This is a genomic window from Burkholderia sp. Tr-20355 (assembly GCF_017104685.1).
Lineage (GTDB): Bacteria > Pseudomonadota > Gammaproteobacteria > Burkholderiales > Burkholderiaceae > Burkholderia > Burkholderia seminalis.
This window is the reverse complement of record NZ_JAAGPK010000087.1, coordinates 22,947-35,650: the sequence shown is the minus strand read 5'-3', so window position 1 is coordinate 35,650 and position 12,704 is coordinate 22,947. Positions and strand designations below refer to the sequence as shown.

At 69.8% G+C, this 12,704-nt stretch carries 9 protein-coding genes; 7 read left to right on the top strand and 2 right to left on the bottom strand.

The features are described 5' to 3' along the window. The 4 genes from G3N62_RS21540 to G3N62_RS21525 all read left to right on the top strand — a co-directional run. The coding region (locus G3N62_RS21540; protein WP_206141293.1) for an SDR family NAD(P)-dependent oxidoreductase at nucleotides 1–6,164 on the top strand (6,164 nt) is incomplete at its 5' end. Next, nucleotides 6,161–7,078, top strand: a complete 918-nt coding sequence (locus G3N62_RS21535; protein ID WP_124669272.1) for a UDP-3-O-acyl N-acetylglycosamine deacetylase — start codon at nucleotides 6,161–6,163, stop codon at nucleotides 7,076–7,078. The genes G3N62_RS21540 and G3N62_RS21535, both read left to right, overlap by 4 nt. A gap of 64 nt (nucleotides 7,079–7,142) precedes the next feature. Next, complete coding sequence (locus G3N62_RS21530; RefSeq protein ID WP_049036330.1) at nucleotides 7,143–8,471, top strand: aminotransferase class I/II-fold pyridoxal phosphate-dependent enzyme; 1,329 nt, start codon at nucleotides 7,143–7,145, stop codon at nucleotides 8,469–8,471. Then, on the top strand, nucleotides 8,468–9,142 hold the full coding sequence (locus G3N62_RS21525) for a GNAT family N-acetyltransferase (RefSeq protein ID WP_124669271.1): 675 nt from the start codon (nucleotides 8,468–8,470) through the stop codon (nucleotides 9,140–9,142). Before G3N62_RS21530 ends, G3N62_RS21525 begins: the two co-directional genes overlap by 4 nt. Nucleotides 9,143–9,163: 21 nt before the next feature. Here G3N62_RS21525 and G3N62_RS21520 read toward each other — a convergent pair whose 3' ends face one another. Both G3N62_RS21520 and G3N62_RS21515 read right to left on the bottom strand, forming a co-directional pair. After that, the gene (locus G3N62_RS21520; RefSeq protein WP_124669270.1) at nucleotides 9,164–9,997 is read right to left on the bottom strand and encodes a class II glutamine amidotransferase; all 834 of its coding nucleotides are present in this window, start codon (nucleotides 9,995–9,997) and stop codon (nucleotides 9,164–9,166) included. A gap of 195 nt (nucleotides 9,998–10,192) precedes the next feature. After that, entirely contained in the window at nucleotides 10,193–10,522 is a 330-nt protein-coding gene (locus G3N62_RS21515) for a carboxymuconolactone decarboxylase family protein (protein ID WP_034187202.1), read from the bottom strand. A gap of 130 nt (nucleotides 10,523–10,652) precedes the next feature. On the opposite strand from G3N62_RS21515, the gene G3N62_RS21510 reads away from it, so the two are divergent. From G3N62_RS21510 to G3N62_RS21500, 3 genes are all read left to right on the top strand, one after another. Next, the gene (locus G3N62_RS21510; RefSeq protein ID WP_069706542.1) at nucleotides 10,653–11,600 is read left to right on the top strand and encodes an AraC family transcriptional regulator; all 948 of its coding nucleotides are present in this window, start codon (nucleotides 10,653–10,655) and stop codon (nucleotides 11,598–11,600) included. Between the two features lie 103 nt (nucleotides 11,601–11,703). Next, nucleotides 11,704–12,147 (top strand): inner membrane protein YiaA, encoded by a 444-nt coding sequence (gene yiaA, locus G3N62_RS21505; RefSeq protein ID WP_034187204.1) that lies wholly within the window; start codon nucleotides 11,704–11,706, stop codon nucleotides 12,145–12,147. A 179-nt stretch (nucleotides 12,148–12,326) separates the two neighbouring features. Then, nucleotides 12,327–12,704, top strand: a complete 378-nt coding sequence (locus G3N62_RS21500) for a hypothetical protein (protein ID WP_063830149.1) — start codon at nucleotides 12,327–12,329, stop codon at nucleotides 12,702–12,704.

Sequence of the window (12,704 nt, the reverse complement as noted above, 5' to 3'; positions counted from 1 at the left end):
GGCTCGAACATCGCGCGATCATCGCGCCGGCCGACGTGGCCGAAGGCCGCGCGGCGCTGGCGGCACTGGCCCAGCCGGCGCGGGAAGGCGTGCCGGCCTGCGTGGTCACCGGTCAGGCGCCCGCGGACACGCCGCGCACCGCGCTCGTGTTCTCGGGCAACGGTTGCCAGTGGGTCGGGATGGGCAACGAACTCTACGCGGAAAACGCCGTCTTCCGCGCGGCGCTCGACGAAGTCGACGCGCTGTGGTGCGCCGACGGCAGCCCGTCGCTCGTCGACGTGATGCGCGGCGGCCCGGGCGCGGAATGGCTGGCCGGCGCGGGCGCCGAATGGCTCGCCGCGACCGAGAACGCGCAGCCGCTGCTGTTCGCGATCCAGGTCGGCATGATCCGCGTGATCGATGCGCGCGGGATGCGTTACGACGCGGCGATCGGCCATAGCGTCGGCGAGATTGCTGCGGCGTGGGTGACGGGTGCGCTGTCGCTCGCCGATGCGGTGCGCGTGATCAAGATCCGCAGCCGCGCGCAGTCGATGACGCGCGGCAGCGGCCGGATGGCCGCGGTCGGCATCGGCGACGCGGCCGCACGCGAACTGATCGCGCGTCACGGGCTCGCGCGGCGCGTCGAAATCGCCGGCATCAACAGCCCCGATGCGGTCACGCTGGCGGGCGAACTGCAGGGCCTGCAGGCACTTGAGGCCGCGCTGCGCGGCAGCGGCAAGTTCTTCCAGATGCTCGATCTCGACTATGCGTTCCACAGCAGCCACATGGATCGCATCGAGCCGATCGTGCTGGCCGAACTGGCCAGCCTGCGGCCGCAACCGGGCAACGGTACGTTCGTATCGACCGTGACCGGCGGGGCGCTCGCCGGTACCGAGCTCGACGCGCGCTACTGGTGGCGCAATATTCGCGAGCCCGTGCGCTTCGGCGACGGTGTCGCGTATCTGATCGAGCAGGGCGTCCGGCTGTTCGTGGAAGTGTCGCCGCATTCGATCCTGCGCACATACGTGAAGCAGGCGTTCACGGCGGCGGGCGTGGCCGGCACGGTGCTGCCGACGCTCAAGCGCGATCACGGCAGCGCGGCGACGCTGCGGCAGGCGGTTCTTGCGGCGATCGCGCACGGCGCGAGCGTCGATCCGGATCGCTTTGCACCGGGCACGTCGCGCGCGGCGTTGCCGTCCTATCCGTGGCAGCGCGCCCGGTTCTGGCTGACGCCGACCGTCGAAGGCTACGGCCTCGTCAATCGCCGCCGCGAGCATCCGCTGCTCGGCTATCGCCTGCATGAACATGCATTCGGCTGGGAAAACCAGCTCGATCCGGCGAAGCTGCCGATGCTGGCCGATCACGTCGTCGACGGCGGCGTGGCGTTCCCGGGCGCGGGTTACGTCGAAATGGCGCTTGCCGCTGCGCGCACCTTCTTCGATACGCCGGATGCGGCACTCGAAAACGTCGAGATCCGCACGCCGGTCGTGTTCCAGCCGCAGCAGTCGAAGCTGTTCCGGCTCGTGATCGAGCCGCGCACCGCGACCTTCACGATCGAGACGCGCGACCGGATGTCGGACGGCGCATGGACGCTGAACGTGACGGGGCGGATGCTGGAGAGCGGCTGCGCGCTCGGCGCCGCGCCGGTCGTCCCGTCCGGTACGCTCGAGCGCCTGCTTGCGCTGCCGGCCGCCGACGGCGACACGCTGTATGCGAACACCGCAGCGATCGGCCTCACGTACGGGCCGGCGTTCCGCTGGGTCCGGAGCGTGCGGGTCGCCGCGGGCGACGACGCGGCGCTGGCCGACGTCTCGGCACCCGCCGCATGCGGCGATGCGCGGGCGTTGTCCGCCTATCTGCTGCATCCGGCGCTGATGGACAGCGGGTTTCATCCGCTGTTCGCGCTGCTCGCCGCGCACGCGCGCGATGGCGAGCATCCGGCTTACGTGCCGGTGCAGATCGGCCGGGTCGACTATCTGCGCGGCGATACGGTCGCTCGCGTGCTCGCGCGGATCGACCGGCGCAGCCCGCATTCGGTCGTCGCGCATTTCGAATTCCTCGACGCGCAAGGCGCGATCGTCGCGCGGCTCGGCGCTTGCCGGTTCCGGCGCGTCGACCTCGTCGGCCGCCGGCAGAACCTGCCTGCGCGCTTCGTGTACCGCCTCGAAGAGGCGCCGCTGCCGGGCGATGTCGATGCGGCCGGTCTGCCGGCGCCCGACGCGCTGCTTGCGCAGGCGGTCGCCTGGCTCGAGACGGCCGAGGACGACGGCCGCCGCACGCGGCATCTGACCGAAATCCTGCCGCTGCTCGACGTGCTCGCGAGCCTCTACGTGCTGCGCGCATTCGATGCGCTCGGCGCGTTCGCCGACACCTGGCAGCCGGCGCCCGGGCGTGCGGCGCTGGCGGCGCGTCTTGCCGACATGCTCGTCGAGGACGGCCTGGCCCATCGCGACGGCGCGCACCTCGTACGCGACGACGCGGCATGCGCGGCGTTGCCGCCGCTCGACGAGCTGTGGCGCGGGCTGCTGGCCGAATCGCCGGCGCACGTGGCCGAGCTGACGCTGCTTGCGCATTGCGGCGCGGCGTTGGCCGACGTGCTGAGCGGCGCGAAGGATGGCGCACGCGGGCTGTCGCCGACCGGCCACAGTCTGGTCGAGCAACTCCTTGCCGCGTCGCCGACCTGGCAGCACGTGCACGCGCTGCTGACGGCCGGCGTCGGGCACGCGGTTGACGCATGGCAGCCGGCACGCCGGCTGCGCGTGCTCGAACTCGGTGCGACGGACGGCGACGTGCTGCAGACGCTCGGCATGCATCTCGCGGCCGCACGCTGCGATCATACGATTGCCGCGACGGCCGGCCAGCTGGCCGGGTTCGACACGGACGCGGAAGCGGCGGTGCGCACGGTGGCGCTGCAGTCGGGCGAGCGATTGTCGCTGTCGGCCGACGACGCCGGGCCTTACGATCTGATCGTCGCGAACCGCGCGCTGAGCGGCCGTCACGACGTGGCCGACGCGCTGCATGCGATGCGGTCGTGGCTGGCGCCCGGTGGATTGCTGCTGCTGGCCGAGTCGCGCCGCGGCCGTTTCTCCGACATCGTGTTCGCCGCGCAGGCGGCGTCGACGGAAGCCGACACGCCCGTGCCGCTGGCGCCGGCCGATCTCGAGGCCGCGCTCGCGCGCGCAGGCTACGTCGACGTTGTGCGGCACGTCGAGCAATCGCTCGACCTGGACGGCACGCCGACGTTCGTCGTCGCGCGCAATCCCGCGAGCACGAAGGCCGCCCAACATGGCAGCGACCCGAGCGATCTCGATGCGCTCGCACGCAACGAACACTGGCTCGTGATGCACGCGCCGGATGCGGTCGGCGGTTTCGGCGGGCAACTGGCCGATGCGCTCGCGCAGGCGGGCTATCCGGCCGATATCGTCGACCTCACGCACGCGGTCGATGCGATTGCGTCGTTGCCGGCCGGGCAGCCAGCGCACGTCGTGTTCTGCGCACCGGAAACGCCGCTCGCCGAGGCCGCGACGGGCGACGTCCTGATGGCCGCGCAGCGTCACGGCGCGATCGCGCTGGCGGCACTCGTGCGCGCGCTCGGCGCGCAGCCGAACGCGGCCACGCGGCTGACCGTCGTCACGCGCGGCGGCGCGCCGTTTGCCGGGGCCGCGAATGCGCACCCGGAACAGGCGACGCTGTGGGGCCTCGGTCGCGTGCTCGCGAACGAGCATCCCGAACTCGCGTGCCGCCTGATCGACGTCGACCAGACGGCGGACGGGATTCCCGATGCGCTGATTCGCGAGCTGACCGGCTCGGCAGTCGAGGAGGAAGTCGTCCTGAGCGCACACGGGCGGCGGGTGCCGCGCATGTTGACGGCCGCGCAAGCCGCGGCGCGCAGCAATGGCGCGATCGCGCGCGCGTCGGTGCTCGCGTTCGACGCGCCGGGCTCGTTGCGCAATCTCGAATGGTTTGCGTTGCCCGAAAGCCCGTTGGGCGAGGACGAGGTGGAAATCGAGCCGGTTGCCACCGGCCTGAATTTCCGCGACGTGATGTATGCGATGGGGCTCCTGTCCGATGAGGCGGTCGAAACCGGCTTCGCGGGCGCGTCTATCGGCATGGAGCTGTCCGGCCGCGTCGTCCGGGTCGGCCGCGCGGTGACGGCATTTGCGCCGGGCGACGCGGTGCTCGGCTTCGCGCCGGCATCGTTCGCGACGCGCGTCAGGACGCGTACGCAAGCGATCGCGCCGAAGCCCGAACGCCTGTCGTTCGAGGAAGCGGCGACCGTGCCGACCACGTTCTTCACCGCGTATTACGCGCTCGTCGAACTCGCGCGGCTGCGCCGCGGCGAACGCGTGCTCGTGCACGGCGGCGCGGGCGGCGTCGGGATCGCCGCGATCCAGCTCGCGCGCCACTTCGGCGCGGAAGTGTTCGCGACGGCCGGCAGCGACGAGAAGCGCGAGTTCGTGCGCCTGCTTGGCGCCGATCACGTGCTCGATTCGCGCAGTCTCGCGTTCGCGGACGAGATCCGCGCGATGACGGGCGGGCAGGGCATCGACATCGTGCTGAACTCGCTGGCCGGCGAAGCGATGGTGCGCAGCATCGACACGCTGCGTCCGTTCGGTCGTTTCCTCGAGCTCGGCAAGCGCGATTTCTATGAAAACAGCCATATCGGGCTGCGGCCGTTCCGCAACAACATCAGCTATTTCGGCATCGATGCCGACCAGTTGATGGGCGCGCTGCCGGAGTTGACCGAACGCCTGTTCGGCGAAGTAATGGCGCTGTTCGCGGCAGGCGTGCTGCATCCGCTGCCGTATCGCGCGTTCCCCGCCGAACGGGCCGAGGATGCGTTCCGCTACATGCAGCAGGCGCGCCAGATCGGCAAGGTGCTCGTGACCTATCCGTCCGGCACGCCGGCGCCGACGCGCGGTGTGACGGGCGCGGGCTCGCTCGCACTCGATCCGCGGGGTGCGTACCTGGTGGTCGGCGGCACGGGCGGGCTCGGCTTCGCGAGCGCGCGCTGGATGGTCGAGCGCGGCGCGCGCCGGATCACGCTGGCGAGCCGCTCCGGCGAACTCGCCGCCGCGGCGCGCGACGAGGTCGCGAGCTGGCGCGACACGCTGGGCGTCACCGTCGATGTCGTGTCGTGCGACGTGACCGATGCCGCGGCGGTCGACGCGATGATCGCCGCGATCGTCCGGCGCGACGTGCCGCTGAAGGGCGTGCTGCATTCCGCGATGTCGATCGACGATGGTCTCGTGCGCAATCTCGACGATGCACGCATGGCCGCGGTGCTCGCACCGAAGGTGGCCGGCGCGTGGAACCTGCATCGCGCGACGCGCGCGCTGCCGCTCGACCTGTTCGTGGTCTATTCGTCGGCGACGACCTATCTCGGCAATCCGGGGCAATCGAACTACGTCGCGGCCAACACCTTCCTGGAAGCGCTGGTCGAACATCGCCGCGCGGCAGGGTTGCCGGGCACGTTCATGGCCTGGGGGCCGCTCGAGGACGTCGGTTTCCTCGCGCGCCACGCCGATACGCGCGAAGCGTTGCAGTCGCGGATCGGCGGTGCGTCGATCACGTCCGACGAGGCGATGGTCGCGCTCGAGCGCACGCTGGTTGCAGGCGCGGCCGGCGAAGCCGTGGTCCGGCTCGACTGGCACGCGGTGGCACGCGGGATGCCGGCCGCGAAGGCGCGCCGGTATGCGCTGCTGCAATCGCACGCGAGCGGCGGCGATGCGCGCGACGGCGGCACGCAGCTGCGCGAAGAGGTGCTCGCGTTGCCGCGCGACGAAGCGATCGCGCTGGTGGCGCGGACGCTGCAGGCGCAGATTGCGCGGATTCTGCACATGACGCCCGACCGCATCGCGCTCGACAAGTCGGTGCTCGACATGGGCATGGATTCGCTGATGGGGATGGAGCTCGGCCTTGCCGTCGAGGAAGCGTTCGAGGTCAAGCTGTCGGTGATGGCGATTGCCGAAGGCGCGTCGGTCACGACGCTGGCCGGGCGCATCGTCGATTCGATCGGCACCTCGGCCGATGCCGACGCAGGCTCCGCGACCGATGCCGCGCAGGAGGCCGTCGCGGCGCTTGCCGCGAAGCATGCGATCGACGGCGAAGCGCGCGCGATGCTCGACACCGGGCCGGCGGCCGTCGCCGGTCATGCGTCGCCGCCGCTGGAGGTTGTCCGATGAGCGCACCGGCAGGCTGGGCGACGCGCCAGGGTACGCTGGCACGGCCGCTGACGATCGACGGGCACGGGCTGCACACGGGGCGCCGGGTGGGCGTGCGGATCCTGCCCGGACGCCCGGAAGACGGCGTGACGGGCATTGCGTTCCGCCGCGTCGCGCACGGGCGCACACTCGCGACGCTGCCGGTCGATCCCGCGCTGCGCCGCGCGCAGCCGCTCTGCACGATGCTGCGCAATGCCGACGGCGTCGGCGTGCGCACCGTCGAGCATCTGCTTGCGTCGCTGCTCGCGTGCGAAATCGATCACGCGATCGTCGAGCTCGACGCGGAGGAGGTGCCGATTCTCGACGGCAGCGCAACGCCGTGGGTCGATGCGATCCGCGCATGCGGCCGCGTCGCGCTCGATGCGCCGAAACGCTTCATCCGGGTGCTGCGGCCCGTCGTCGTCACGGACGGCGAGGGCGACCAGCGGCGTGAAATGCGGATCGAGCCGGCGCCGCGCTACGAACTGAGCGTACGCAACGACCTGCGCGGCTTCGGCGACATGCACTGGGACGGCGCGCTGACGCCGGCCGCATTCGCGACCGAAATCGCGCCGTCGCGCTCGTACGGGCGCGTGAAGTGGGCCGTGCCGGCGATCGTCGCCGGGTATCTGCGCGGCGTGCCGATCCTGCGCGGCGCGCGGCCGTCGTGTACCGCGTCCATCGTCGGCAATCGCGTGCTGGGCGGGATGCGGCTGCCGGAAGAGTTCGTTCGGCATCGCGTACTCGACCTGGTCGGCGATCTCGCGCTGGCCGGTGCGCCGCTGCTGGCGCGCGTGAGCGCGCTGCGGCCGAGCCACGAAATGAACTTCCGGCTGGTCGATGCGCTGCTCGCTACGCCCGATGCGTGGCAGTGGGCCGACTTTTCCGAGACTTGAATCCACGCTTTTTCAAAATACGCGGCGTAACATAGCGCCTTTTCAGGATACAGCGAAGGAAGCGATGGCACTGGGAGAGCATCTTCGCCAGCAACTGGCGGCGAAAGCCCTGAAACGGCAACTGGAACGCGCGACCGATGCCGCGGCGGCGCCCGGCGTGCCCGGCACGCCAGCTGCGCAGACCGCGTCGGCGCGCAGCCGCTTCGAATCGATGCCGCAGTATCAGCAGGTCCGGATCATGCGCGAGATGGGCGAGAAGCTGCGCGTCGACTCGCCGTTTTTCCGCGTGCACGACGGCGTCGCCGGTGCGACGACGCAGATCGGCGGCCGCGAATACCTGAACTTCGCGAACTACAATTACCTCGGCCTGGCCGGCGACCCGGACGTGTCCGCGCGTGCGAAAGCCGCGATCGACCGCTACGGCACGTCGGCATCGGCAAGCCGCATGGTCGCGGGCGAACGCCCGGTGCAGCGCGACCTCGAACGCGCGCTGGCCGCGTTCTACGAGACCGACGACTGCGTTGCGTTCGTGAGCGGGCATGCGACCAACGTGACCGTGATCGGCGCGCTGTTCGGCCCGGGCGACCTGGTCGTCCACGATGCGCTCGCGCACAACAGCATCGTGCAGGGCGCGCAGCTGAGCGGCGCGAAGCGGTTGAGCTTCCCGCACAACGACTGGCAGGCGCTCGACGAACTGCTGTCGCGCGTGCGCCGCGAATATCGGCACGTGCTGATCGCGATCGAAGGGCTGTACAGCATGGACGGCGATTTCCCCGACCTGCAGCGCTTCGTCGACGTGAAGACGCGCCACGGCGCGTTCCTGCTGGTCGACGAGGCTCACTCGCTCGGCGTGCTTGGCGCGACCGGCAAGGGTATCCGCGAGCATTGCGGCGTCGCCCCCGATCAGGTCGACATGTGGATGGGCACGATGAGCAAGACGCTGGCCGGCTGCGGCGGTTTCATCGCCGGCTGCCAGCCGCTCGTCGACATGCTGCGTCATCTGGCGCCGGGTTTTCTGTACAGCGTCGGACTCGCACCGACGCTCGCCGAAGCGTCGCTGGCCGCGCTCGAACGCCTGCAGGCGGAGCCGGCGCGCGTCGCGCAACTGCAGGCGCGCGGGGGGCAGTTCCTGACCGAGGCGCGCGCCGCCGGGCTGAATACCGGCACGAGTGCGGGTTATGCGGTCGTGCCGGTGATTACCGGGAGCTCGCTGAAGGCCGCGCAATGGGCGAATGCGATGTTCGACGAAGGGATCAACGTGCAGCCGATCTTCTATCCGGCCGTCGAGGAAAAGGCGGCGCGGTTGCGTTTCTTCATCTGCTCGACACACGAACCGGAGCAGATCAGCCGGACGGTTCGGGTGTTGTCGCGCCTGGCGGGACGGAGCGCATGACGCAGGCCGCCGCGTTTGTGCGGGCGGTTCCGCGCGCCGGCGAGCCCGCGCGGTTTCGCGCGGCCGATGCGGATGATGCGGCGGCGTGCGGGCCGCTCGTGTTTGCGTCCGGCGTGGCCGAATTCGGGTTCTTTCTCGGCGAAAGCGACGCGCGCTGCATCGCGTTCCTGCAGCGGGCATTCCGCTCGCGTCACGGGCGCTTCTCGTGGCGCCGGCACCGCGTCGCGGTTGCGCAAGACGGCACCGTGCTTGCCGTGATGGCGATTCACGACGGGCAGCGGACGATGTTCGACGACGTGCATGTCGTGTGGGCCCTCGCGCGTTTCTTCGGCGTGCGCCGCACGATCGGCCAGTTGCTGCGCGGGCTGATCCTCGAAACGGAACTCCCGGCGCCGAAGCGTTCGCAGATCCTCGTCGCGCATTGCGCGACCGACGAGCGGCAGCGCGGCACGGGTATCTTCAGTGCGTTGTTTCGCGATGCGCTGGACGCCGGTGCGTTGCCGGCCGACGGCAGCCGCGAGGTCGTGCTCGACGTGCTGACCCGCAACGGGCGCGCCCGGGCGCTGTACGAGCGGCTCGGGTTCGCCGCGCTGCCGCGGCGGCGCGAGCGTTCGCGCCGGCTGCCGGCCGAGCTCGATTCGATCCGGATGCGGTTCTCGCGCCGCGGCTGACGGCGCGCACGGCGCCGCCCGCTACTTGTGCCGCGGCGCGAACGGCTGCTGCAGCACATCCGCGCCATGCGCGACAATCGCCATCCCCTCCGGCACTTCCTCCCATGCACCGCGCAGGTCGACGAGCGGTTCCGACACGACCATGAACGCGTCGTCGCCGGCTTCGGCGATGCGCGGGTTATGCGGATACAGTTCGTGCAGGTGCTTGAACGACGTGCTGTGGAACAGCGAGCGCGATTGCCGTTCGCTCGAATAGCGCACCGCGATGATCCGGTCGCCGTCGGTCGCGCAGACCGTCATGTTGAGCGGATCGGCCACGCGATGCCGCGTGGCGGTTTCCTCGACCACGCCGACCATTCGTTCGAGTGCCGGCAGCGGCGTCTGTTCGAGGCCGTAAGTCAGCGCCAGGCGGAACATCAGCTCCGAATCGGTCGAGCCTTCGAGCGTCGGGAACAGCGCGGGATCGACCTTCATCGTCAGGTCGCGGCGCAGCTTGTGGAAGTCGCGGATCAACCCGTTGTGCGCGAACAGCCAGCGGCCGTGGCGGAACGGGTGGCAGTTGGTTTCCTGTACCGGCGTGTCGGTCGCCGCGCGGATATGTGCGATGAACATTCGCGAGCGGATCGCGCGCGCGGCTTCGCGCAGGTTGCGGTCGTTCCATGCCGGATGGACGGACCGGTAACGGAACGGGAGTTCGTCGGGGCGCCCGTACCAGCCGATGCCGAAGCCGTCGCCATTGGTGGTCGTGGCGCCGAGTTCCGAATGCAGGCTCTGGTCGATCAGCGAATGCTTCGCGCGGAACAGCACGGTTTCCAGATGGATCGGATTACCCGTATAGGCGAGCCAGCGGCACATGGAACGCTCCTTTACGATGGATCGTTCGCGCATGGTAGCCGACTTCGCGGCATGCCCGCGCCTGCGCGCGGCGCAGCGGCGGCTGCCGGCGCGAGAACGCCGGCCAATCTTCAACCATCGCGAGGTGCGTGGCCACCCGGCCGGACGGCCGGGCGCCACGCAGCAGGGTGGCCCGCGACGGCACTGCGGTGACGGTCAGTCGCCGAGCGCGTCCATCACGCGCGCCGAATAGACGAGCGCCGCGCCTGCATTCAGTGCGATCGCGACGCCGAGCGCTTCCGCCACTTCCTCCTTGGTTGCGCCGTGCTTCGTCGCCTCGGCGGTGTGAACGGCAATACAGCCGTCGCAGCGCGTCGTGACGGCCACCGCGAGCGCGATCAGCTCGCGCGTCTTTGCGTCGAGATGGCCGGTCTTGGCGCCGGCGCCGGACAGCGCCTTGTACCCGGCCAGCGTATCGGGCGACAGCTTGGCGATGTCGCCGATGCGCGTCGAGAGTTCCTTCCGGTATTCGTTCCAGTTCAGCATGATGCGTCCTTTTCGAGAAGAGGTGAGGAGGGCGGCGGGCGCCGCGATTTCGGGCGATGCAGACCTATTCTGATCGTTCGCGCTGAGGGTTTCGATACGCTAGAGTGTCAATTTTTAGCGCAATCGTCTCATGGATGCCTTGAGTCAACTGCTGTCGCTGGGGCGCAGCCATGTCGAGCTCGACGTGCGATGCCTGCTCGACGGGCCATTCGCCATGCCGCACGACCCGCTGCCGCCGGGTGAGGCGGCGTTCCATCTGGTGCTGACCGGCACGTGCCGACTGCGCACGGCCGACGGACGCACGCTGCAGCTCGCCGAAGGCGATTTCCTGCTGTTGCCAGCCGGCGGCGCACACGACCTGCTCGACACGGGGCGCGACCGGTCGCAGCCGGTCGTGCCGCTACGCGATTCGGGTGCCGGCGACGGCGCGGTGCTGCCGGTCAAGTCGAATCTCGATCCGGCCGCGCCGCACAGCGCGAGTGTGGACCTGCTGTGCGGACGGTTCGTCTACGCGCGTGGTGCAGGCGAATTGCTGATGCGCGCGTTGCCGCAGGTGCTGCACGTCGGATTGCGTGAGGCCTCGGGGTTCGAGCCGCTCCAACTGCTGACGAGCGTGCTGCGCACCGAGGCGTCGAACGTGCAGCCGGGCGCCGGCGCGATCGTGAACGCGCTCGGCCAGGCGCTGCTCGCGTATGCGCTGCGTGCCTATGGCCGCGGCGCGAGCGTGCCGTCCGGCTGGCTCGCGCTCGCGGCCGACGCGCGGCTCGGCCCGTCGGTCCAGGCCGTGCTGCGGGCGCCGGAGCAGCCGTGGACGGTCGAGTCGCTTGGCGACGCGGCGGCCATGTCGCGCGCGACGTATGCGCGGCATTTCCGCGAGAAAGCCGGGATGAGTGTCGGCGCGTTCGTCGCGCAGATCCGGATGATGCATGCATGCGCGTTGCTGCAGGACACGCAGCGCGGTCAGGCGGAGATCGGGCAGGCGGTCGGTTACCAGTCCGAGGCTGCCTTCGGCAAGGCGTTTCGCGCGGTGCTCGGCATGACGCCCGGGCGCTGGCGCCGCGCGCAGCGCGGCATGTAAGACTGCACCGGCGGCTGTCGTCTCGCGGACCAAAGCTGCTACCATGCGCAAAACGCAGTTCAACGAAAACGATTTCGAACAAGAAGAGAGAGAGGGCAAAGCAATGAACCAGACCACCATCCATCAGCCGTCGTTCGCGTTCGTGGCAGCATCGTGGGCCGCGCTGCTCGCCGGCTTCGCGGCGTTCCTGATCGGCCTCTGGAACGCCGGCATGCAGCTCAACGAGAAGGGTTACTACTTCACCGTGCTGGTATTCGGCCTTTACGCGGCGATCTCGCTGCAGAAGAGCGTGCGCGACCGCGCGGAAGGTATTCCCGTCACCGGCATCTACTACGGCCTCAGCTGGATCGCGCTGCTGCTGTCGATCGCGTTGCTGATCGTCGGCCTGTTCAATGCCACGCTGCAACTGAGCGAAAAGGGTTTCTACGCGATGTCGTTCGTGCTCGCGCTGTTCGGCTCGGTGGCCGTGCAAAAGAACACGCGCGACCTGCAGAACGCGAAGCCGCGTTTTGCCGACGCAGAGTCCGCGCCGTCGATCCAGGAGTGATGCTGCGCACGGCGGGCGCCTGATCGGGCCGCCCGCTTCGCGACGAGGGTCGCGGCGGCCCGCTTTCGTCGGCGTGCCACAAGCCTCCTTACTGTCGGTTCATCCATACCGCTGCGCATGACGGCGGAGATATTCCGGATGCCTAACTTCAATGAAGCCGCACCGCGGTCGCTCGTTCCGTGGCGGCGAAGACCGCGCTCGTGCTGGAGACGAACAGCCTGCGTGGCGGCGCGGGCATGGCGCAGACCGTCGACAGCCTGAAGCGCCTCGTGTCTGCGCTGTTGCAACAGACCGTGCCGCCAGCGGCACTGGTGCAATGGGTCATCACGCACCACGGCTTGCCGGCGGATGCATGCGCCGAAATCACCGCGCTGGCCGGCCGCCCGATCGACTTCGTCGAGATCGGCGCAAATACCGCTAACTACGATGCGAAGAACGGCCGCTTGCTCGCTTTTGCGTGCGGGATCGGCTGTGTGACGAGCGTTGTGAAGCTTGCGCGCAGCAAGTTCGCGCATGTGTTGCCGAAGGCCGGAAATTCGCGCGCGTATGCGGCGTGA

Excerpts from the sequence above, each read along its gene's own strand:
- G3N62_RS21535 (WP_124669272.1), top strand. The coding sequence starts at position 6,161 with ATGAGCGCACCGGCAGGCTGGGCGACGCGCCAGGGTACGCTGGCACGG.
- G3N62_RS21530 (WP_049036330.1), top strand. The coding sequence starts at position 7,143 with ATGGCACTGGGAGAGCATCTTCGCCAGCAACTGGCGGCGAAAGCCCTG.
- G3N62_RS21525 (WP_124669271.1), top strand. The coding sequence starts at position 8,468 with ATGACGCAGGCCGCCGCGTTTGTGCGGGCGGTTCCGCGCGCCGGCGAG.
- G3N62_RS21520 (WP_124669270.1), bottom strand. The coding sequence starts at position 9,997 with ATGTGCCGCTGGCTCGCCTATACGGGTAATCCGATCCATCTGGAAACC.
- G3N62_RS21515 (WP_034187202.1), bottom strand. The coding sequence starts at position 10,522 with ATGCTGAACTGGAACGAATACCGGAAGGAACTCTCGACGCGCATCGGC.
- G3N62_RS21510 (WP_069706542.1), top strand. The coding sequence starts at position 10,653 with ATGGATGCCTTGAGTCAACTGCTGTCGCTGGGGCGCAGCCATGTCGAG.
- yiaA (WP_034187204.1), top strand. The coding sequence starts at position 11,704 with ATGAACCAGACCACCATCCATCAGCCGTCGTTCGCGTTCGTGGCAGCA.